The following is a 23,040-nucleotide window of genomic DNA, read 5'->3' as shown; positions in this document are numbered from 1 at the left end:
GAGTTTATATAATATGGACATGACGTCTCTAAAATTTATTGGTGTAGGACTTATGGCTATTGGTATGCTAGGTGCTGCCATTGGTGTAGGTAATATATTCAGTGCATTGCTAAATTCAATTGCTCGTAACCCTTCAGCTAGTGATCAATTACAAAGAGTAGCGTTAATTGGAGCTGGGCTTACTGAAGCTATGGGCTTATTCTCGTTTGTAATTGCAATTTTGTTGATATTTACTTAATATAACTATGCCTCAGTTTGACGTTGCTTTTTATTGTTCACAAATCTTTTGGTTGGTATTTGCTTTCAGCTTCTTATACCTTCTCGTTGATAAATTCATCGTACCGTTAACTGAAAAGATTCTTAAGAATAGGAAATCCTATATAGATACTAATATTGCTAATGCAGAAAGTCTAGCAGCAAAAGCTGATAGTCTGCACAAGCAATATGCTAGTAAGATGGAAGAAATATCAAATATCGTAGAAAATCTTAAGAAAGAAGCTACAGATGTAATGGAAGCATCTTTTATATCAAAGAAAAAGCAGCTCGATGATCAATTGAAAGTACAAATTGAAAATAATCGTCATGATATAGAGACAATTAACAAATCGTTTTGGCTTGATGAAAATGATTCATGTATCAATTTAGCAAAATTATTAATTCAAAAAATTACCAATCAACAAGTTGATTTAGAATTACTAAGAGAATCTTACAAAAAGATAAAGTAATGGGATGAAATAATGGAATTATTTGATGAAAAATTTTGGTTAGCCATTTGTTTCCTAATTTTTTTGTATTTAGTCTATAGACCGATAAAAAATATAATTTTAAAATCGTTAGATGACAAAATTATTGCTATTAAAAACCAAGTTGCAGAAGCCCAAAAGCTTAACGAAGATATGGTTTTACTATTTGAAGATGCTGTAAAGCAAATACAACAGCTTGATGGTCTAAGAGAAGAGATGCTCAAAAATGGCAAAGAAGCTGCCAATAATCTAATTGAACAACAAAACGCGGAAATTGATAAATTCTTAGAAAGCAAAAAACTTGAGACTATAGATTTAATGAATAGGCAAAAACTAGAAGCTTCTCAAATGCTGCAGTCTGAGTTTTGTGATAAAATGGTAAAATTAGTAGCTATATATATGCAGTCTACAAAAAATAATGGCATGTCAGATAGTGAAATAGCCAAAAATCTCATGGAAAATCTACCATCAAAGTCACAATAGTGCCTATAAAAAAGTCGGTTTCAAAATAGTAGATAGCTTTACTCCATCTACAGGCTACTTTAAGGATGTGCTACATTATATTTAATGATTCTGAAGTTATAGCGATCCGATTAACATTACTTCGTCTACTGTTAGGAGTGTATAAGTTCCAGACGTCATTGCGAGACCACATAGTGGTCGTGGCAATCCATTTTTGGTTGCTTTTATGGGTTGCTTCGTCGACCTAAGGTCTTTCTCGCAATGACGTTAGTCTATATGCGTGGCTAACCTTCTCGGGTTAGCTATATAGTCAATTCAGGAGGATTTGGTGCTAGGAGCGATGGAGCGATGCCTATAAGTAATAGGCGAGCATTGAGCGACGACATCACCAACTTCTCATCAATTGACATATCCTCACTGTCCGGCAAAAATCCTCTATATTGTGCATCCCAGAGAGTTTTATATAACTCTCCTCTAGCGATTAACATAGCATGAGTACCGTCTTCCACAATTTTACCACGCTTGAATACTAAAATACGATCCATGTGTAAAAGTGTTGATAAACGGTGGGCAACGACTATAGTTGTAGCATTAGTGGTTTCCAAAACTTCATCTATAGATTTTTGAATTAAAGCCTCGGTTGGCGAGTCAAGTGCCGATGTTGCTTCATCTAAAATAAGGATGGGGGCATTTTTTAAAATAGCTCTAGCGATTGCAATTCGTTGCCGTTGCCCGCCGCTTACTTTTACCCCTCGTTCACCAACTATTGAATGATAACCATTGGGCATCTGCAGAATATCATCATGTATTCTAGCTTTTTTACAGGCTTCCTGAATCTCTTGTAAAGTAGCATCATATTTAGCCAGCTGCAAATTTTCTAGGATAGAACGATGAAACATCGTAATATCCTGTGGGATTACTGAAATATTGCTTCTTAGTGACTCTTCCGTTACCTGCGAAATATCATATCCATCAACTAAAATAGTTCCGCTTTGCAAATTGAAATATCTTAGCAAACATTTGATTAAGGTAGTTTTGCCAGCCCCTGATGTCCCAACTATACCAATCCTTTCTCCAGCTTTGATATGTAATGTAAGATTGTCAAATATATTATCTCCACCACTACCATAGTTGAAGGTTACATCTTGATATTTAATATCACCTTTGACAGAAGGAAGCAACTTAGCATTTTCTGTATCGGTGACATTTGAGATAGTATTAATAAAGTTGTATGAAGATTTGATAGCAGCGATTTTAGGATTAATGGAAAATATTATATTATCTAATAATTGATCAATCGCCCATTCAATTCTAAAAGTAATCACCATACTAATTGCAAAATCACCAGCAGTGATTTGTCCAGTTTTATATAAATATGCTACCACAAATATTTGAGCCGCTGCCATTAGAGTAATTAATATGCTATCAGTCAAGTCTACATAATAAGCATCATATACCCGAGTTTTTCGATCCCAACTTTTCCATTGATCAATGGCAGGCAGGAGCTTTAGTTTCAGTTCTGTCCAAACATTGCCAATAATTTTAATACCAAAAATATTAGCAACAGAGTCATTGATAATACCTACCGCTTCTTGTCGTGCCTTAACATATTCTTCTTGTAACTGTACTTGTTTCTGGAGTAAAACTGATAATATTGGTACATACACCACAATAAAAACAATTAACACTCCGGCTATCTTGTAATTCATTGTACACAAAAATATTATGCCACCTACAACAACTACAATATCTCTCAAAGCACGACAAAGAATAGTGATAACAGTTATAATGCCATCTTGAAAATCAGTGATTTTACTGGCAATTTCTCCCGATAAATGTGAATCAAACCAATGCAAAGAATGTTTCATAGTCTTGTTGTAGGCATATTCAACGATTTCTGCCAGCATCACTGGTTTGTATTTAATGTCAAAAAGCCTAAAGGTAAAATATACCCCGTGGTGCATCATTTTATATAATACAAATATTAAGAGAAGTAGGGTAACATTGTCATGTGGATTCTTGGCAATAGTATTAATAATTTCTCTAATTTGATAATTAACAAAAATATCAAGTAGTGCACCACAGATATATATAAGGACAATGCTAGATAGGTATACTCGATATTTGTAAGCCAAGGAGTATAAATATGATTTTAATGGATAATTTTGCTGTTTGGTAGAGACCATAAAATATTTCTTTCTAATGATGCAAAAATGCACTTCATTATAACAGGTTATAGCTTCCCCACTAAGCACTTTTTTAGGATTTTTTAATTATTCTATATCATTGACAGAAACCAGACATCACAATATATTTAATAAAATAATTATAATGAGCAGCATAGTGCAAAAATTCCTAAAATATTCGGTGGCGTTATTTATTTTAATAATTGTTATATTGCTGATAACCCCTTTATTTATTTCTTTGGAATCATATAAAAAACTAGCCTCTGATAAGGTCAAAGAAATAACTGGTCGAGAACTACAAATCAATGGAGATATAAGCATTTCTTTGCTGCCCATTCCAACTATTATCGTTAAAGACCTAACACTTGCCTCTCTAGATGGTGCTAACTACCCTTCTTTATTGGATGTTAAGGAAGTAAGTGCTTCTATTTCTATATTATCTCTAATTAAAGGAAAGATCGACATTTCAACGATTGAAATCAACCAACCAGTAATTAATTTAGAACGGATGAGTAATGGTTTAGCCTCTTGGGAATTTGCCAAAATACCAACCAATGTTAGTACAACCCCAACTGATAAAATGAACGATAGCAAAGCTCCATTTTCTTTATATATCAACTTAATTAAAATTGTTAATGCTAAGTTAAATTATGTTGATTTTACTGATAAGACTAAAGGTAATAACGCTTCTCCAACAACCATAGATATTGACAGATTAAAAATCAAAGATCTTCATGGACCATCTGATTTATCCTGTAAGTTTTCTTCTTCTGGCAAGAATTATAATATCAAAGGTAATATACAAGACAAGCAGGGTATCATATCTTTAACAGCAGATTTAAATGCTCTGCAAGAAAAGGTTAATTTTTCAGGTAACTTTGCTTACGATAATATGACTTTTGCTGGACAACTTAAACTGGAAGGAACTGCTAAAAACCTACAAAGTATTTTTCCTGATATGTCTATCCCTAACGATTTAGATCATAAACTAACTTTTAACGTTAATAGTGATAAGAAATTATTAAAAATTAGTGATATTGATTTTACCGTAGGTAAGTTATTAGCTAAAGGTAATGCTAACTTCCACTTTCAAGATAATAAGGTAGATTTAAAAATTAAATTGTTAGATAAGGCAGTTTCTCTGGCAACAAGCTTTGCTTATTTAGATCAAAATTTATCTCTAAATAACCTTAATCTTACTGTAAATAAAGCTAATTTAACAGGTAATGTAGGGGTTAAGGATTGGGATAAAGAGCTAGTTGTTTCTTATAATGTAAAAATTAGTGAGATAGCAGCCATTGCCAGTTTATTTGGCATGACTCTACCGATTAATCTTGGAGATATTTGGCTAAAGGGAGAGACTGTTAAACAACAAAATAAACAACAGAATTCTCTTAAAACTAATATAAATAAATTTACCGTTCAGTTAAAAAAGAATCCTATAAATCTTAGTGGAGCAGTAACTATCAATTTAGCTTCTGCTAAACCAAATATTTTATCAGATATAACAATAGCTTCCTTAAATTTAGATGACTTAAGTGATACACCATCTCCTAATATGGCTGCTAATTCTGTGCAAAATGTAAATCATTCTGTTGTAGATAATTCTGTACCCTGGTCTAAAGATGTTATAGATTTATCATTTTTAAACAAGTTTGATGGAAATTTAACGTTAACTATACAGAAAATTATTAAAGGGAATCTGAACTTTGATAACGTCAAAACTAATATGTTGCTTGCCGGTGGTGTGCTAGATATTAAATCTATAAATGGTAATTTATATGGGGGAACTTTATTTGCTACTGGACAAATTTCTTCGCAAGTTAACCAACCTGTTAGCTTTAAAGCTACTCTTAAAGAGGCTAAGTTAAAAAATATAGTTTCGCAAAATATAGCTTCACAGGGAAGTAAAATTAAAGTTACACAAGGGACTGTTAATTTTGTAACAGATATCAAAACAAAAGGTCAAAGCCAATCTCAATATGTAGGTAACCTATTTGGTACAGCAACATTAACAGCATCTGACGGTATAATTAGTGGATTTGATTTACAAAAACTATTAGATAACCTTAGAAATATTAAAAACCTGGCAACTATTTTAAAAATGCTCGATGTTTTCTTGGCAAGTGGTGAAACAAATTTTCAAAAGCTTGCGGTGGATAGTGAAATAAAAGAAGGGGTAGTTAATATAATAAACGGTAAATTAGATGTTGCTTCGTCAGAAGTCACAATTACTGGAAATGTTAACCTACCTAAATATACCCTTGATATGGATAGTACTATTAATGTAAATATAAATTCAATACCACCATTGAAAGTTCACCTGTACGGCAATCTGAATAATCCACAGCATAAACTTGATGCTAAAGCATTAAAGGAATATCTTACGAAGAATTTAGTAAATAGCGTGGTTGATGGCGTTAAGAAAGGCACAAAGCCTGAAGATCTATTAAAAAATATTATTGGGGGAAGAAAAAATAAACAAGCTACAGGAGAAGAAACACAAAATAATCAACAAAGAGAGCCTTCTAATAATAAGGATCCCATCAATAAAGTAAAATCTACCATTGAAAAAGGGTTAAAAGGATTATTTAAATAATAGTCATCCTAGTACTACAGTTGTAGATTGAATGTGAGTGTTCACGGAAAAAAGGTTAAAGATGTCATTGCGAGCTGATGTATCCCCACGAAATTGTTGCAAAATAACACGAGTTGCCAATTAATTGATTTTAGTAAACCCTAGACTTCACAAGGTTTGAAGAACATTTAATCAGGTCAAAAAATGCAATAAATTCTCAAAATTAGAAATTTTTTAAAATACATAGCGTTTTGATTATACTTTTCACGTGTCAAATAGTTCGTAAACTGCTTGACATCTAGGTTTCATGTAGCAAGAATTTCGTGGGGATACATCAGCTCGCAATGACGGTGTGTTGCACAAAGTGCCTCCTCGCTAATAGCACCAGTTACTATGGATAACATACTAATCGGGTTAGCTATAGATAATTTTTGACAAAAATTTTACGGTCTCTCATGAAAAAGAAAGATTTATCAATTTTAATAGGTAATAGTCTGGATCATTTTGATACGGCTATTTATAGTTTTCTTGCTCCAATTTTATCAATAGTCTTTTTTCCTAAAGATGACCCTATAGTTGCTTTGATCTTAACCTATGGCATGTTAGCAACTTCAATAATTACCAGGCCAATTGGTTCAATAATTTTTAGTATAATTGCAAAAAAACGAGGGGCAACTTTGGCTTTATCCTATTCATTAATAGGTGTGGCTATTACCACTATGTTAATAGGAGTTATACCAACTTATCAAATGATTGGCTGGTTTTCACCATTGATGCTGCTTATTATTCGAATGATGTTAGGAATTTTTGGTGAAGGAGAACATTGTATTGCCAAATTATATATTGTAGAAAATAAGACGCAGAGTCGAGGAGTGAAAGCATCTTACCTATACGAACTATCAACAATGTTTGGGATTATTATTGCCTCTTCTGTCAGTGCAATTCTAATTAGTTCTAGTCACCATGAATATTGGCGTTTATGTTTTATATTAGGAGGTAGTACAGGGATTGTAGGGGTTTATCTTAGACGTTATTCCAATATGTCTCAAAGAGCAATAGAACAAAAATCTTACCCATCAAATGTGATATTGAATAATAAGTACAATATTCTGCGTATATCTATAATTAGTGGCTTTTCCTATATGACATATGTCATACCTTTTGTAGTGATGAATAGTTTTGTCCCTCTTATTACCTCTATATCTTTGGAAGCGATGATGAGTGTTAATACTCTTTTATTAATCGTAGATGCAGCAATGATTCCATTAATAGGGTATTTTGTTAAAAAATATCGTCCTGTGGATGTAATGATCGTAAGTACTAGCATTCTATTTATTAGCATAGTACCATTATGGTTATATATGACTGATGCTTCTATATGGTATGTTAATTTTGTCCGTTTATGGATTATTGCCTTAGGGGTAACTTTCTTATGCCCACTAAATTATTGGCTTAATAGCTTATTTCATGGTTCAGATAAATATATGCTGGTTAGTATTGGTGATGCTTTAGGTACTTCAATATTTGGACGCTCTGCTCCTGCAGTGTGCATAGCTCTTTGGCACTTTACTGACTCTTCTATATCTATAGGAATTTATATTGCAATGATTACTTTAGCTACTATATGGGCGGTGAAGAGTCGGTAGCATTACTTGCTTAATATAGCTAATCCAGAAAGTGATCAAAAATGGATCGCTTCGACCATTACATGGTTTCGCAATGACGATTGGGGTGCATATATGTCATTACAAAAAGGCATGAGCCGACGAAGCAATCCATTTTTGGTTACTTTTGTGGATTGCTTTGTCGACCTAAGGTCTTATTCGCAATGACGGATCGACTTACGACTCCTCAAACGCATACGTCATTGCGAGCGAACGTATGTGAGCGTGGCAATCCATCAGACTTGTATATTGCTTCGTCGACCTACGGTCTTCCTTACAATGACTTTGACCATATACTACTTTTAATGACTATTTATTCAATTTGTGTTTATATTTTTTGTAAGAATTTCTGTATTATCCGAACGAAAAGTTAAGTTTGGGATATTATAGTAGTAAACTAAAAGCCTACTAACAAAAGCTCCTACAAATACTGTAATAATAGAGTATTTTATTGTACTATAATCAGGCTTATAAGCATAAGAATCTAATAATATACTAAAGATCGCACCCCACAATATTAATATTTCAAAATTAATTTCTCTAGGTATAGACTCGATATTTTTATCATGTTGACAAATTAAATTTCGGAATATTATACCAACACTAGAAGTCAAACAGGCAAAACATGGTCCCCAGAACTCTAATGGTTCAATTTTTTGTACAATTACAGTTATAACACCAATTATCATAAAAGATGCTTGCCCTAAGGAATCACAAACAATAAGAGTATTATTGCGTATTTTTTGGATAAAATCATCCTCATATAATTGCTTGTTATAATAAGCTAGTAATTTAATAGCAAAGAAACCAATAAGCACCGTTATAAAAATACGGCAAGTATAATATGGAGTTAAAATAAGACTGGCATTAACACTATGTACTACAATATCAAGTAAAATACATCCTAGTAAGGATGGTAACATTGCTAATACAAAAGTAACAAACAACGTAGCATTGGTTTTAGCTGATATAATGATACCAGAAATTGCGAATGCTATACTCCCTATAACTCCAATAATATAACACCATGATGAATCGATAGATTTTAGCAGTAGGATATTATATTTATACCTTTCTACAATTTTTTTATATTCGTCGCTATTGATAAATTCATTAATTGAATTGTTAAACCTGGCGACTAAATTAGGAGATACGGTTTTCTTACTAAACATTAAATGTACAGGGGTTTTAATACCAGTAGGGATCTCTTCTATTTGATCTTTTTCTATATAGTTTAAAGTAAGAGCTACCCCTGCAATCCTGTCAGCAAGAACCCCATCAATTTCATTACGTAGCAACCCCTTAAATAGCTCTGCATTACTGCCATATTTAATGATGATGTCATTATTACTAGCCTGATTTAGGTACTCAGTAGTTCTGGTATTGCCATAAACAGCTTTTCTAGTTATGCCAAGACGAAAATTTAGTAAACGTATCTGAGCTAAGAATTCATTCGTATTATTAAAATGTAGATGTTTTCTTGCTGAACGTAAAGTAAATAAGGAAATTTCTGCAAGTCGATACGGGATAGAAAAATTGGCAAAGGCTGCTCTTTCCTCGGTATAAGTAAGTCCTGGCACCATATCACTTTTACCTTGTTGGATATTGGATATTACTTGTTCCCAGGCAGAATCAGTATATTGTATGCCAATGTTAATTTTACTACTAATAGCATTGATTAATTCAATATCTAAACCGGTAATATTATGGTGTCCACTTTTAGTTACATGGCTAAATTGGTAGGGTTCCAATGAATAGCAATCAACAAGCAAATGATCTTTATCATTTACCCCTTCAGTACATTGAGTAAAATATGTGTCAAGGGGATTAGATAGTTGATTATTATTCTCCTTATGATTTGCATAGGCAAAAAAGTTTTGTAAGATAATAATAATCGGGATGATACTCTTAAGTATTTGCATGGTGTACAGATCTCCTCATTAAATTCTACTTCAAGCTAATTAGAGTATATAGTCAATTGATGAGAATTTGGGGCTAGGAGCGAAAGTAATAGGCGAGCGACGAGTGACAACGTCCCCAACTTCTCATCAATTGACTATACACTATTTTATAGTGTGGACTAATATATCACCATCAAAAAATTTAATATTAAATTCTTGTTTTTTGCTTGCCATAACTTTTGATGTTATAAATTCTCCATCGGCGGATTTGATTACCGTAAAGCCACGTTTTAGTACGGTTTTGTAGTCTAAACTGGTAAGTAGTAGATTATTTAAATTTAATTGATGATCATAATTTTTTAACTTAGTGCTAATAGATTTTAGTGTATAATTAAATTGATGGTCTAATTCTAAAGACTTATAATCAACTATTTTCATAGGATTTAATATTTCTACATTCAGTGAATCAAGTTTTGCCTCTTTGAATTTAAGTAAATTGGGCAAAGACTCTGTTAATCTAAAACTTAGTTCATCAAGAAGCTGTTGATTATAGTCTATATAAGTAGTTAGACTTTTGGAAATATTAGTATTGGAGTTAACGGCTTGCTGTTGATATTTAACTAGCTGAATAATACGGTTAAGTAATGTCTCATAATACGAACTTATTGTGTAATTAAGGCTAGAAAGTACAGGTACGGCAAATTCAGCTGCCGCAGTGGGAGTAGGAGCTCTCTTGTCAGCTACTAAATCGATTAAAGTATTATCTACTTCATGCCCAACTGCTGAAATAATAGGAATATCTGAACTAAATACGCTACGTACTACTACTTCTTCATTGAATGCCCATAAATCTTCTATAGAACCCCCACCTCTTGCAACAATTATAACATCAGGTTTTATATTTTGTTCTAATTTATTAAACCCTTCAATTGCCCCAGCAATTTCACTTGCAGCATTGCCACCTTGAACAGTGACTGGCCATATTAGTATATGAGACGGACAGCGATCATTAATACGGTGTATAATGTCCCTAATTACCGCCCCAGTCATTGAGGTAACTACCCCAATCTTATTAGGCAAGAAAGGTAATGGTTTTTTTGGTTTATCAAAGATACCTTCTTTTTCTAATTTAGCTTGCAGCTCCTTGAGAATTTGCATAATAGCCCCAAGACCTGCAGGCTCAAGAGCCTCTACCGATAGCTGATATCGTGAATTCCCTGCATATCCAGAGAGTTTACCAATAGCTACCACTTCCATACCATCAACTGGGGTAAATTGAATTTTGGCAAGTACCGGACGCCAGCAAGTGCAAGCTAGAATCGCTGTATTTTCCTTAAGATTAAAATAACCATGACCAGAAGTTGCTATCTTAAGACCAGAAATTTCTCCCTTTACTCTAATATAACCAAAGTTATTTTCAAGCAATTCCTTAATCTTGCTAGAAATTTCAGTGACTGAGAATTCCTGATTTACTAAATTAGTAATAAAATTATTTTCTATCATACACCTTCTAATATAGTTTTCTAACGTAAATGGTCAACACAATAATAGTATAGTCAATTGATGAGAAGTTGACTATACTGTAAGATTTTCTTTGCAGCCTCACTAGCAGAAAGGTTTGTAACATCAAACTCAAATAAATTAGGATGAGAAATTTGAATTAATGGATATTCTGGATAAACATCTTGTACGTCGATTGATTTATAACGAACTAGCCTATCTAAATGTTGAATTCGCTTAATATTTTCTTCCTGTGAAATTAGTAATTTTACAGGAAGAAACACTGATTTACGATTTATTGCTAGCTGTTGTACTTGGTTAAAAAGCTTACGATCACCATCAACTTCATAGAGACAGTTGGTAAGAACATAATTATTACTAATTTCTTGGCTTAGAAAATTAAAAATACCATCTCGTATAAGCCCAATTGCATCCCAAGCAAATTCTGGAATAGGAGTCAATCCATCATAATTTAGCAGTGAAAAAATAGGATTATTGATATGTTGGTTATCACATATTCTATAACCAGCCCTTGCTATTTCTTTTGCTATAGTATATTTTCCGGTTCCTGGGGTTCCTATTAGGTAAATAATAATAGTCATTTTATGATCTCACTTCTTCAAATTTTCTGCAGTGCATATAAGAACATTACCATCAATTTGTACTATGCGAAGTGTGTCTCCTTTATATGCTGATTTTACAGAATCTTTGCTGAGTTTGGCATTCATAATAGTTCCTGACCACAATACCTGTCCCTTTTCTCCTATTAGCAGTTCATTACTATATAGCTGCACTTCCTGACCTAACATATCAGAATATTCGTACTTATCATGTTTTTTGCCAACATAGAATTTTAGTGGGTACCATAAAATAACCAGCCATAAAAAAGAAATAAACCCAAAAATTATATATTGGTATTTTAAAAGGTCTGAATAATTATTTAATATTATTGCATTAGATATTCCACCTAAACCCAAAAATAAAAAACCAACATTTGGAATGTTAGAAAATTCTATAATTATACAAATAATGCCAGCGATCAGCCACCATTCTACTATTGAAATATTAAATATGGTCATATGATGTCTTCAATTAATCTACAAACTGTAGTATTAAGATTACTTTGTATAGTCAATTAACCTGAATTAGTGCCGAATAAGCACCTATCGTGCTGTCTATTAGCGAGGAGGCGTAAGTCTCCGAAGCAATCCATTTTAATCGTTTTTTGGATTGCTTTGTCGCCACTAAAGTGGCTCATCGCAATGACGGTTTTTCAATTATTGTTTTCTTAAACTGACACTTATCAAGTTAATTCACTATATAATTTCTACTATAATATTAGATCAAACAATTGTAAACAACCATATAGTCAATTGATGGGAAGTTGGTGACGTCGGCACTCGTCGCTCGCCTATTACTTATAGGCGTCGCTCCATCGTTCATGCTACCCAATTCCCCTGAATTGACTATATCTTAAACTCCTAGACTTATCGTTTCTATATTTCTATTGTGACAAAGCTTGTTACAAAGAAAAAGATTGTCCTAAATATACCTCCTTTACTTGGCAACTTGTAGCTATTTCTTGTGGTGTTCCTTCTAATAGGACTTTTCCGTTGTAAATAACGTATGCTCTGTCAACTATATTGAGTGTATCTCTCACATTATGATCAGTGATTAAGATGCCAATATTACGGTTACGTAAGTGGACAATTAAATTTTTAATATCCTCGATCGCTAGTGGATCAATACCTGCAAGTGGTTCGTCAAGCATAATAAATTTAGGGTCTAATGCTATTGCTCTTGCAATTTCTAGCCTACGTCTTTCTCCACCGGATAATCCCATTGCCGGCATATCTTTTAGATGGAGAATAGAAAATTCTTTAAGCAAATCTAATATTTTTTGTTCAATAATTTCTTGATCATTTTCTAAAACCTCTAACATTAATCTAATATTATCTCCGACAGATAATCCACGAAAAATTGATGGTTCTTGAGGAAGATAGCTAAAGCCAAACCTAGCTCTTAAATAAATTGGCAAATTGGTAATATCATGATCATTAAAAAATAATGCTCCACTATCTGGCTTGGTAAGCCCTATAATAATACTAAAACAGGTAGTTTTGCCGGCACCGTTTGGACCAAAAAGACCAACTATTTCTCCTGTTTTTAATTGAAGAGATACGTCGTTCAATATCACTCTCTTATTATAAGATTTTGAAATACTATTTACTTGTAATCTATCTATTATTAAATGCGACATACTTCTTTGTTCCAATTAATTCTTGGATTTACTATAATTTACATTATTGAGTTCTGTATAATATACTAACTTGTCGGTTCTTATAATACCGTCCTTATTTTGTACTATTACGTCACCAAGTAGGATTAACTCCTTTCTTTCCACAAAATATTTTGCAGAAGTAGCAATTAATACTTCCTGACCATCATTCCTTTTAGCAGTCAATTTTGACGGTATGGATATGTAATTAATAGTTTTTTTATTATCAACTATTTTATAAAAAATTTCTAAATTAGTCGTTTTTACCATTATATCATCAAACCATAAAGTCACCTCCTCGCCTGTAAAACAAGCTTGCTGTTTTATCTGATCAATTACTAAATTATCAGAATTAATATATAATTTATCCATACTAGAATGTTTTGAGTATGGATGTTCTCCATAAGCTATTGCTGAATTCACTATTAAAAAAAACAGCATATAGCAAATTGTGCTAAAAATCTGATACATCAATAATCGTTGATACGCTACCTTTGAAATTTATAATATTATTATCATTTGTAGAACTAAATTTATTAGAAGTAATTTCACAATTTTTATAGAACAATATCACGCCCATTTTACCAAATGCTTCTCTATTTAGTAGATTTAGTTGGGCTTTTTGTGCTTTTAATATGCCTTCCCCTAAAAAAAATTGGACATCCTCTGTTAATTCTAACATATGACTATTCTCATTCAATATACCATTTTTTGCATTGATCACTAATAGGTTATTACCATTTATTTTATATTTAGCGTTAATTTCTTCTAATGCATATTTATTATCTAAAGTCCTAAATGCTTGCACAGCATTAACTTGGTAAGGATTTAAGTCTTTATTTAAACCCTTGAAAGTTGAATTTAAAATTTTTATTTCATAATTTGTTTTATCATTTGGAGCAAAAGCACTATTTTCGGTATTATTTTCAATTGATTCTAAATTATTATTAATGGGATTAAAATTGATATAAATTAAGTATAAGGTTAGTGCTAGACCTAAAAAAGATAAGATTTTTGATAGATTAATTAAACGTCTATAAGATAAAATGATAGCACTACTATTTTTATCTATGAAGGGAATTTTAACCATAATACTACCAACATTATCATGGACATTCATCAACTAATTCCTGCCCGAAGTAAGTCATGGATATGAACAATACCAATAACTATATTATTTTCAGTTACCGGTATACTAGTAATTGATTTACTATTCATCATTCCTAAAGCCTCTCCCGCTAATTTCGAGGAAGAAATTTGTTGTGGGTTAGCAGTCATTACATCACGTGCATATTTCATATTTATTTGATCATTAATATGTCTACGCAAATCTCCATCTGTTATAATACCAACCAAACTCAAATCTTTATTTACTACTATCGCACATCCAAGGCTTTTTTGGTTCATAACTAATATAGTATCCGTAAATGAAGTATCGACATATACTAATGGCAACTGATCTTTTACCCTCATTAAACTTTCCACCTTGATAAGATTAGCTCCAATCTTTCCTCCAGGATGATATAGTCGAAAATCATCTTCAGAAAAACCTCGAGCTTCATGTACAGAAGTGGTGAGTGCATCTCCAAGGGATAACATCATTATTGCAGAGGTTGTCGGAGCGGCTATATAAGAGGCTTCATTAATTCGTGGTATTAATAATAAAAAATCGCTATTGGTTGCTATAGTAGAGTTGACGTTCATAGTCATGGCAACTATCTTTATAGAAAATCGCTTACAATATTTCATTATATCAAATAATTCTTTGGTCTCTCCTGAATTAGATAACATGAAAACTAAGTCACTTTCAGTTACCATTCCAAGATCGCCATGGCTAGCCTCAGCTGGGTGCAAATAAAAAGCAGCCGTACCAGTAGAAGCAAAACTTGCTGCTATCTTATGGGCTATATAACCACTTTTTCCTATACCAGTTAAAATAATTCTACCTTTACAATTAATTATATGATCTACTACATTATCAAAGCTACTTGGAATGTTATTAGATAATTCAATTAGTGCGGCAGATTCTTTTAATATAACTCTTTTAGCAACGTCACGATGATAGTGCATTTTCAATTTAACTCCAACAAATTATATAACTAACCCGATTGTATTTATTCACAGCAAACTGGTGTCTATTAGCGAAGATGTTATAAGACCACAATTGTTGAAAATTAGAATATAGTTAATTGATGAGAAGTTGGTGACGTCGTTGCTCAATCCTTGCCTATTACTTACCTTACGCATAACTCCGTGGCAATTTAAAAATTACAGAAAAGTACAAGAGGTCATTGCGAGATCACGTAGTGGTCGTGGCAATCCACATTTTTGGATTGCTTCGTCGCCACTAAAGTGGCTCCTCGCAATCTGATGTATCCCCACGAAATTAAGCACGACAAAGCTCCGTCTTTATAATAGATGCCAGGGGTTCTAGCAATGGTTTTATGGTATGCAAATAATTAAATTCAATAATAAATTTCCCAAGGATAAAATACGAATAAATCTTTTTATCTTTTACTGTCAAGCCTCTTGCAACATCAAGTAACGCATTTAAACGATTATTATGTATAAAAGGACAATGTTCTTTTATTACTTCGATTTAATATTGTTTTTACATCCATAACCTACTATCTCTATCATCATTAAATAATGATGATATTCTATCAATTCTTGCTATTTTGCAACAATTTCGTGGGGATACATCAGCTCGCAATGACGTTTTTATGCTGTTTATAATACTTAGGTACTATAAACTATAGCTCTATCTTTTCTATAATAATAGCCGAATCTGCTTGCTTAGTGATTTTTTCAATCTTCAATCTAGCCGCCTGTAGCTTTTTTTCACAGTGTTCTTTTAGTAACACCCCTCTTTCAAAGCTACTAATCGATGAATCTAAGCTTTCCTCACCAGTATCAATTTTTTTTACAATTTCTTTTAATTCTGCTAAGGCAGATTCAAAGCTCATATTTTCAATAGATGTCAAGTCTGGCATCGCCCCTCTATTATTATTTGTTGTTTCAATTTTATCTAGTTCCTAACATATTTCCTATCTAGTTCATTATATAACCTATAAATTGCCATCTCACGATCTTTAATTTTTTTACTAGCAATTTTTAGTAATCGCTCTGACGACTCTTCTGTTAACTGAATTGATGAATGTAGTTGTTCAGCAAGCTTTTTCAGTGATTCCTGAATTTCTATAAATGATTTTTGTAATTGCACTTTAATCGATATAGAAGAATTTTCAAGCTCGTTAAGTTTTACATATATTCTTTCTCCCAACTGATTAATTTTATCTTGCAGTAAACTTAATTGTTGCTTTCTTCCCTCTATTAGGTACTTACTAGTCTCATTCACCTTCGCTTGTATCCTAACTTCAGGAGTAACTTCTAAATTCCAAGCCAGCCCTAATTTACTCATCACATATATTATCCATTTATGGACATCAAAATGATACCATTTAGCACCATTACGGTAATCTGATGGGAATGCATGATGGAAATTATGCCAATTTTCACCTAATAAGAATAATGCCATCCACCAAATATCCCCGGCAGTACCTTTGTAATATTTCTTGCTACCAACAAAATGACATAGAGAATTAACGCAAAAAGTCGCATGTTGTTGTAATGCTCTACCCATACCAATAAACAAGAACCCAGCATAGGCAGAGATGATAGTACCACCAATCAAATAACCTATTAATGCGGGTACTATAGTGTTCATAAATAGAGAAATTTGCCAATAACGCTTTAATTGCCATCTCAGCAATTTATTTTTACCAAGTTTAACCATAGTAACTCGGTCAATGGACTTATAGCTTCCATCAATTATCATCCATCCAATATGTGACCATAAAAACCCTAAAATTCTATTCTCAAACTTTAATGGGCTATGCGGATCTTGATCTTTATCAGTATAAGTATGATGCTTATAATGATTTGATGCCCAAGATAAAACTGGTCCTTGGAAAGTAGCGGCTGACATCATAACAAGAATAAACTCCACCACCTTATTTGTTTTAAAGGCATGATGCGACCATAGACGATGCAATCCAACACCAACAGCAATATTAGAGCCGTAATAGCCAGCTATGAACAAACTTATCTCAAATAGACCTATCTTATAGCTAGCATAGTATTTTACAACCAAGCATGAAAGTATAATTGGGTATATAATTAGAACAAAGAAAATACTCCAAACGATTCTTTTTAGCATATATCTAATCTTTTAATTAAATAAAATTCTTAGGCAGTATTGTAGCATATTATGTCACAATATACAAATAATATGTTGCATTACATTTTACGTTTCCATAATTTATTAAACATACGCTGTCCGAAATAGAAGCTAATAATGCCAGCAAAAATAGCCTGATCGTCTATATTCCATAAAACATCAAGATATTCCACAAGGATTGCCGTACTTTGTATAGTTTTATATTGCACATATTTGACATAGGCATACATAATAAAAAAACTATATGCCAAAACAGGGCGAACTGAACCATTTAAGGCATCAACCCAATTAATGCCTGATTTATATGTTGAATATAAAGTATTATTCTCCGCAATGTCTTTGGAAGTGTTAAGCTCTGAGAGCAGTTTGGTATTCCCTAATTTATGGCTTTCAATTTGCCGATCTAAAAGATTAAGCTCATGTTTTTTATCATTTTGATCCTTTAGAATTTTTAAAATTTCTGGAATAATTGAGCTAATAAAGCCCGTTATTGAAGCAAGTAGTGTAATCATAAAAATCTCATTAATTCTTGTATGATTATTATACTAAAAATTTTCTTTGCACTAATAGCTGTTAGTCATTTTTTTTAATTTTTATTGCGAATATTAGTTGATCCTGTTTTATGTCATACCTGCTTGACTTAATGTCACCCCTGCGAAAGCAGGGGTCTAGATTCCCGCCTACGCGAGAATAACAATAGTGGGCGAGAATGACAATTTACCTTCTAACTAAGTAATAGAAAATACCTGAATAAAAATAATAAAAATATTTTTCATAAAATACTTAGTGCATATCATAATTAGTATATACTAATTATCTAAGGATAAGAGTATAGTTAATTCATAGCACCAATGTTTAGGCTTTCTTTAGAATAGCATATTTTATCATTTTTTGCATCTCTGCAAAGCTTGATAATTATAAAAAATATTCTTTGCTAAATCTATTCCAATTGTGTTACATTTCAGCTATAGCTTTTCAGAATTTAGGAAAACCATTGATGGGATTATAGTCAATTCATGAGAATTTGGGGCTAGAAGCGATGAGGGACGACGTCCCCAATTTCTCATCAATTGACTATATTTCTTAATAATCTAAAATTATAGTATAACTTACAAAAAATTTAAGTGAATATGTTTAATATTACTGCAAAAAATAAACAACTAGATAGAGCCAAGGTATCTAGTATTTTTTGCAAACTAGGACAAAAAGAAAAGAAAAAAAAGACAAAAATCAGTGAATTGTTAATTGACTTTCATGAAAATGGTCTTCTATTAATGATGCTTTTCTTTGCCATACCAATTGCCATTCCTCTACCGTATCCTCCGGGTTTTACTACTATAGTAGGGATACCATTAATCATTTTATCTATGCAGATGTTGCTTGGTTTTAGACAGGTTTTTTTACCATCTAAAATTAACAATTATCAAATTAGCAATGATATACTTATCAATATAAGTAACAAGATTGTGCCAAAAATTAAATTGGTAGAAAAATATATACGACCAAGATATAGTTTTGCATCTTCTATATATTGCGAACAATTTATTGGTTTAATATCGTTGATTTGTGCTATTACCATATCAATACCTTTACCTTTAACCAATGCTGTGCCTGCACTTGGTATTACTATAATGACATTAGGTCTTTTAAATCGAGATGGATTAACTATATTTTTGGGGTTTATAGTCTCTATAGTTGGTCTTATTATAGCTGTTATAGCAATTGCTGCTAGCTGGATTAGCATAAAATATTTATTTAATCTCTTTTTTTGACATTATTTTTCCAATGAAACAAAAATTATATCAAGGTTCAAGTAAAGCGCTTTATCAGTCACAAGAAGATTTTGCTTTTATTATGTCCTTTACTGACAAAATTACCTTAGAAAATGGTGAGATTTTTGATATTTCAGGTAAAGGAGTACTGAATAATAATATTTCATCCTTTATAATGAGTAAGCTTGATATGGTGGGGATAGAGAATCACCTAATTGAAAAAATGAATATGCGTGAACAATTAATACAATCTGTGGATATTTTCCCCATTCAAATATCGATTTCTACAGTAGCATGTGGCAGGTTTGTAAAAGATTTCTCTATGGAAGAAGGATATGTATTCGATCACCCAATTATCGATTTTAGAGTTAGAAGCAGAGAATTAAAGCATCCTATAATTAATGAGCATCAAATACTGAATTTTGGTTGGTTAAATAAGCAAGAAATTGATGAAGTGAAGCATCAAGCCATCAGAACCCATGATTTTTTAAGTGGACTATTTGCAGGTATTGGTATAAGACTTGTTGAATGCAGGCTCGAATTTGGTAGAGTGTTTAATGGTGAAGACTTTATGGTAATGTTGGCAGATGAAATCAGCCCTGATAATTGTCGTTTATGGAATATGAATAATAATGAGAAACTTGGGGCAGAAATGATTGCCAGCGATCCAGAAAAAGCTATTAAATCTTATCAGGTAATAGCTGATTTATTAAAAGATAGAGCTTATAGCTCGCAATAACGCATAGGCATCAGTTTAACTCACTTTACGCATGGCATTTAAAAGTCATATAGAAAATAGCTTGGCGTCATTGCGAGAAGCTACTTTAGTAGCGACGAAGCAATCTAATGAATGTGAATTGCTTCGTCGACCTTACGGTCTCCTCGCAATGACGATTTCTCAATTATTGTTTTCTTAAACTAACGCTTATGTGCAATAATATCAGTTTGCTATGGGTTAAATCCGGTTAGCTATAACATACTTTGCTAGGTAAATATGCTCAAAATAAAACGTCGCTTTAATTTATTACTTATATTTATTTGGTTTTATCAATTTTTTATATCTCCCCTAGTTGGGGTCAATTGTCGTTTTTATCCGTCATGTTCAGAATATGCTAAGTCAGCAATAATGATACATGGTAATATTAAAGGATTATGGTTATTTATTAAGAGAATAGTCAGATGCAATCCTTTTTGTCATGGCGGATGTGATCCTGTGCCTATAGATATTTTATCTCCAGACAAAGGTAAAAATCTATAGCTAATCCGAATAGCGTCTATCCATTTGTCTCGCGAACAGGATGGCGTTCTTGCTTGACTTGTTTCACCCCTGCTTCAGTGCGGGGTCTAAAGCACAACTGTTGAAAGTTAGAAGGTAAAGCGGGTTTTAGATAGGTTTTCTGTCATTGCGAGACCACGTAGTGGTCGTGGCAATCCATCTTTGGTTACTTTTGTGGATTGCTTCGTCGACCTACGGTCTTTCTCGCAATGACGTTGACCACATACGACTTCTAAACTATCCGGTCTAAAACCGCTTCCTCTTCTAACTTTCAACAGTTGTGGGGTCTAAAGATTCCCGCCTATGCGGGAATGATAAACTTTACGTTTAAAGATAGATGTTGTGACTCGGATATATTCAAATTTCCTTCGAGCAATCTCCTAGATTTTCAGGCAATTTTTAATTTATGTACTGAGATAGTTGAAATCCTAAAAAAAATTGATATATTAACTATTCAACATATACTTTATTTAGTAAAGTATGGGGCTGTTTTAATTGTCAAGATAAAGATTTGTTAGATAGAAATAGTCATCTAAATTTTTTTGACAGAGCCTAAGTTTAATAAAGAAGTTGTATATATTATTTATTGTATATATAATTTGAGTTTAGTAAATATTGCAAAAAATATAATTTTTACTAACTATATAGTAAAATAATATGATATAATAATGGTAATATGAAAAATAATAGTGCATTAGCAACTCAAGTAGCAAACCCTCTAAATAGTGCTCTTGAAAAGTGCAAGATTGCTTTTTGGATAGTTTTTGGTTTCGCGTTTGTTATTAACTTATTAATGTTGATAACCCCTCTTTATTCATTACAAGTTCTTGATCGAGTTATAGGAAGTGGTAACATATGGACATTAATGTGGTTGTCCATTATTATTGGTACAATCTATTTTATTTATGGGTTATTACAAATTGCTAGATCATTCACTTTAATTAAAGTTGGGGAATGGCTGGACAAAACAGTTGCTCCTGTAATTTTTGGTCACTCTATTTCAGCTGCTGCAACTCGTACTAATACTGGTGCTAGCCAATTACTTCGTGATTTTCAAACAATAAAAACTTTTGTAACTAGTACTGGTATTAATACTTTATTTGATGCCCCTTGGAGTGTTGTCTATATAGTAGTAATTTTCTTAATTCACCCATATATTGGGATTTTAACATTAGTTGGTGCTATTATTATCGTATCTACAGCTTTCTTTAATGCTGCCGCAACTAATAGAACTCTTGGTGAGGCTACTGAATTCTCGATAAAGGGTATGACCCAAGCTGATATTGCTAATAGGAATTCAGAAGTTGTAGAAGCTATGGGGATGATGAAAAATGTCACGGCAAATTGGCATCAATTTAATATTGCTGCTTTGGAGAAACAATCCGTTGCTAGTTATCGTAATGGTGCTATCTCTAACTTTTCCAGATTTATTCGTAATATTATGCAAATGCTTGTAACTGGTATTGGTGCTTATGTGGTTGTTAGTACTTCAGGAAGAGATATGACTACTGGTGGTATGATTATGAGTTCTATTATAGTTGGGAGGGCTCTAGCTCCTTTCGATAATGCTATTGAGTTATGGAAAAGTATGAGTAGTGCCATAAAATCTTATAAAAATATCAATCAGTTATTTGCTTCTTATAAATCAAGAGAAGAAGCAATGCCAATTCCAAATGTTGAAGGACATTTAACTGTAGAAAATATTTATTATTCATTTCCAGTCCCTCCATATATGCCACAACCTCCAGTACCAAGATATATTTTAAAGGGTGTATCTTTTGCTGTTCAGCCTGGAGAAGTATTAGCAGTTATCGGACCTTCTGCTGCAGGTAAGTCAACTTTAGCTAAAGTTCTAGTTGGGGTATGGAAAGCCGCATCAGGAACTGTTAGACTTGATAGCGGGGAAATTTATCGCTGGAATAGAGAAGATTTTGGTAAGCATGTAGGATATTTGCCACAAGGGATAGAATTATTTAGTGGTAGCATAAAACAGAATATAGCTAGGATGGCTGAAAATGCTGATCCAGAAAAAGTAATTGAGGCAGCTAAAATTGCTGGAGCTCATGAAATGGTCTTAAGATTACCAGATGGTTATGATTCGGATATTGGAACAGCTGGCTCTAATCTCTCTGGTGGACAAAAACAACGTGTTGGTCTTGCTAGAGCATTTTATGGTAATCCTAAATTAATTATTTTAGACGAGCCCAATGCTAATCTTGATGAGGCGGGTGAAATAGCCTTATCAAATTCTTTAAAGCAAGCAAAAGCTAGGGGTATTGCTGTAGTTGTTATCTCTCATAGACCTTCTGTATTATCAGTGGTAGATAAGATATTGGTATTACAAGATGGAGCCGTAGCTCTTTATGGTACTCAAGAAGAGCTGCAAAATCGAGTTAAACTGTTACAAAACGGTGCAATTCACATTAACGAATAAAGTTTT

General features: G+C 32.7%; 24 protein-coding genes. 10 read left to right on the top strand and 14 right to left on the bottom strand.

Going from position 1 to position 23,040, the window contains the following annotated elements; translation table 11 throughout:
* Window positions 1-13: 13 nt before the first annotated feature.
* Genes AAGD20_RS03940 through AAGD20_RS03930 form a run of 3 tightly spaced genes read left to right on the top strand, consistent with a single transcriptional unit; the run spans window position 14 to window position 1,226 of the window.
* Window positions 14-238, top strand: coding sequence for a F0F1 ATP synthase subunit C (locus tag AAGD20_RS03940; protein WP_094649518.1), 225 nt, complete (start codon window positions 14-16; stop codon window positions 236-238).
* A 7-nt stretch (window positions 239-245) separates the two neighbouring features.
* The gene (locus tag AAGD20_RS03935) at window positions 246-725 is read left to right on the top strand and encodes an ATP F0F1 synthase subunit B' (protein ID WP_341748549.1); all 480 of its coding nucleotides are present in this window, start codon (window positions 246-248) and stop codon (window positions 723-725) included.
* A 12-nt stretch (window positions 726-737) separates the two neighbouring features.
* On the top strand, window positions 738-1,226 hold the full coding sequence (locus tag AAGD20_RS03930) for an ATP F0F1 synthase subunit B (RefSeq protein ID WP_094649520.1): 489 nt from the start codon (window positions 738-740) through the stop codon (window positions 1,224-1,226).
* A gap of 281 nt (window positions 1,227-1,507) precedes the next feature.
* Here the strand turns inward: AAGD20_RS03930 and AAGD20_RS03925 are convergent, their stop codons facing one another.
* Window positions 1,508-3,391 carry an ABC transporter ATP-binding protein gene (locus AAGD20_RS03925; protein WP_341748548.1) on the bottom strand — a complete coding sequence of 628 codons (1,884 nt, stop codon included), beginning with the start codon at window positions 3,389-3,391 and terminating at the stop codon, window positions 1,508-1,510.
* A 145-nt stretch (window positions 3,392-3,536) separates the two neighbouring features.
* Here AAGD20_RS03925 and AAGD20_RS03920 point away from each other — a divergent pair, with 145 nt between their 5' ends.
* The gene (locus AAGD20_RS03920) at window positions 3,537-5,990 is read left to right on the top strand and encodes an AsmA family protein (protein ID WP_341748547.1); all 2,454 of its coding nucleotides are present in this window, start codon (window positions 3,537-3,539) and stop codon (window positions 5,988-5,990) included.
* A gap of 434 nt (window positions 5,991-6,424) precedes the next feature.
* Window positions 6,425-7,615, top strand: a complete 1,191-nt coding sequence (locus AAGD20_RS03915) for an MFS transporter (RefSeq protein WP_341748546.1) — start codon at window positions 6,425-6,427, stop codon at window positions 7,613-7,615.
* A 335-nt stretch (window positions 7,616-7,950) separates the two neighbouring features.
* Here the strand turns inward: AAGD20_RS03915 and AAGD20_RS03910 are convergent, their stop codons facing one another.
* The 13 genes from AAGD20_RS03910 to AAGD20_RS03850 all read right to left on the bottom strand — a co-directional run bounded on the left by AAGD20_RS03910 (window position 7,951) and on the right by AAGD20_RS03850 (window position 18,064).
* Window positions 7,951-9,555 carry a transporter substrate-binding domain-containing protein gene (locus AAGD20_RS03910; protein ID WP_341748545.1) on the bottom strand — a complete coding sequence of 535 codons (1,605 nt, stop codon included), beginning with the start codon at window positions 9,553-9,555 and terminating at the stop codon, window positions 7,951-7,953.
* Window positions 9,556-9,696: 141 nt separating this feature from the next.
* Window positions 9,697-11,034: an exodeoxyribonuclease VII large subunit gene (gene xseA, locus AAGD20_RS03905; RefSeq protein ID WP_341749445.1), complete on the bottom strand. Its 1,338-nt coding sequence runs from the start codon at window positions 11,032-11,034 to the stop codon at window positions 9,697-9,699.
* Window positions 11,035-11,090: 56 nt separating this feature from the next.
* Complete coding sequence (locus tag AAGD20_RS03900; RefSeq protein WP_239832658.1) at window positions 11,091-11,636, bottom strand: hypothetical protein; 546 nt, start codon at window positions 11,634-11,636, stop codon at window positions 11,091-11,093.
* 9 nt (window positions 11,637-11,645) lie between these two features.
* Window positions 11,646-12,113 (bottom strand): NfeD family protein, encoded by a 468-nt coding sequence (locus AAGD20_RS03895; RefSeq protein ID WP_250311689.1) that lies wholly within the window; start codon window positions 12,111-12,113, stop codon window positions 11,646-11,648.
* Window positions 12,114-12,372: 259 nt separating this feature from the next.
* Window positions 12,373-12,486 carry a palindromic element RPE2 domain-containing protein gene (locus AAGD20_RS03890; RefSeq protein ID WP_410520887.1) on the bottom strand — a complete coding sequence of 38 codons (114 nt, stop codon included), beginning with the start codon at window positions 12,484-12,486 and terminating at the stop codon, window positions 12,373-12,375.
* Window positions 12,487-12,556: 70 nt separating this feature from the next.
* A complete protein-coding gene (gene lptB / locus AAGD20_RS03885; protein ID WP_094649294.1) occupies window positions 12,557-13,279 on the bottom strand; it encodes an LPS export ABC transporter ATP-binding protein in 723 nt (240 codons plus the stop codon).
* Between the two features lie 30 nt (window positions 13,280-13,309).
* A complete protein-coding gene (locus AAGD20_RS03880) occupies window positions 13,310-13,753 on the bottom strand; it encodes an LptA/OstA family protein (RefSeq protein ID WP_192866929.1) in 444 nt (147 codons plus the stop codon).
* Between the two features lie 13 nt (window positions 13,754-13,766).
* Window positions 13,767-14,432 carry an LPS export ABC transporter periplasmic protein LptC gene (gene lptC / locus AAGD20_RS03875; protein ID WP_341748544.1) on the bottom strand — a complete coding sequence of 222 codons (666 nt, stop codon included), beginning with the start codon at window positions 14,430-14,432 and terminating at the stop codon, window positions 13,767-13,769.
* Window positions 14,432-15,382: an SIS domain-containing protein gene (locus AAGD20_RS03870; RefSeq protein ID WP_094649287.1), complete on the bottom strand. Its 951-nt coding sequence runs from the start codon at window positions 15,380-15,382 to the stop codon at window positions 14,432-14,434. The genes lptC and AAGD20_RS03870 overlap by 1 nt, the downstream gene beginning before the upstream one ends.
* A 48-nt stretch (window positions 15,383-15,430) precedes the next feature.
* Complete coding sequence (locus tag AAGD20_RS03865) at window positions 15,431-15,559, bottom strand: hypothetical protein (RefSeq protein ID WP_275656733.1); 129 nt, start codon at window positions 15,557-15,559, stop codon at window positions 15,431-15,433.
* 506 nt (window positions 15,560-16,065) lie between these two features.
* A complete protein-coding gene (locus AAGD20_RS03860; protein WP_341748543.1) occupies window positions 16,066-16,305 on the bottom strand; it encodes an exodeoxyribonuclease VII small subunit in 240 nt (79 codons plus the stop codon).
* Window positions 16,306-16,340: 35 nt separating this feature from the next.
* Window positions 16,341-17,531 (bottom strand): fatty acid desaturase, encoded by a 1,191-nt coding sequence (locus AAGD20_RS03855; RefSeq protein ID WP_341748542.1) that lies wholly within the window; start codon window positions 17,529-17,531, stop codon window positions 16,341-16,343.
* Window positions 17,532-17,611: 80 nt separating this feature from the next.
* Window positions 17,612-18,064 carry a hypothetical protein gene (locus tag AAGD20_RS03850; protein ID WP_250311086.1) on the bottom strand — a complete coding sequence of 151 codons (453 nt, stop codon included), beginning with the start codon at window positions 18,062-18,064 and terminating at the stop codon, window positions 17,612-17,614.
* A gap of 618 nt (window positions 18,065-18,682) precedes the next feature.
* Here AAGD20_RS03850 and AAGD20_RS03845 point away from each other — a divergent pair.
* From AAGD20_RS03845 to AAGD20_RS03825, 5 genes are all read left to right on the top strand, one after another.
* Entirely contained in the window at window positions 18,683-19,324 is a 642-nt protein-coding gene (locus AAGD20_RS03845) for an exopolysaccharide biosynthesis protein (protein WP_094648855.1), read from the top strand.
* Window positions 19,325-19,337: 13 nt separating this feature from the next.
* On the top strand, window positions 19,338-20,063 hold the full coding sequence (locus AAGD20_RS03840; RefSeq protein WP_094648856.1) for a phosphoribosylaminoimidazolesuccinocarboxamide synthase: 726 nt from the start codon (window positions 19,338-19,340) through the stop codon (window positions 20,061-20,063).
* Between the two features lie 255 nt (window positions 20,064-20,318).
* Window positions 20,319-20,582 (top strand): membrane protein insertion efficiency factor YidD, encoded by a 264-nt coding sequence (gene yidD / locus AAGD20_RS03835; RefSeq protein WP_094648857.1) that lies wholly within the window; start codon window positions 20,319-20,321, stop codon window positions 20,580-20,582.
* A gap of 329 nt (window positions 20,583-20,911) precedes the next feature.
* Window positions 20,912-21,118, top strand: coding sequence for a hypothetical protein (locus tag AAGD20_RS03830; RefSeq protein WP_341748541.1), 207 nt, complete (start codon window positions 20,912-20,914; stop codon window positions 21,116-21,118).
* Window positions 21,119-21,276: 158 nt separating this feature from the next.
* The gene (locus AAGD20_RS03825) at window positions 21,277-23,034 is read left to right on the top strand and encodes a type I secretion system permease/ATPase (protein ID WP_094648858.1); all 1,758 of its coding nucleotides are present in this window, start codon (window positions 21,277-21,279) and stop codon (window positions 23,032-23,034) included.
* Window positions 23,035-23,040 lie beyond the last annotated feature (6 nt).

This window comes from Candidatus Tisiphia endosymbiont of Sialis lutaria (assembly GCF_964026535.1).
Lineage (GTDB): Bacteria > Pseudomonadota > Alphaproteobacteria > Rickettsiales > Rickettsiaceae > Tisiphia.
The sequence above is the reverse complement of the archived record's forward strand: the minus strand, read 5'-3'. Positions and strand labels throughout refer to the sequence as shown.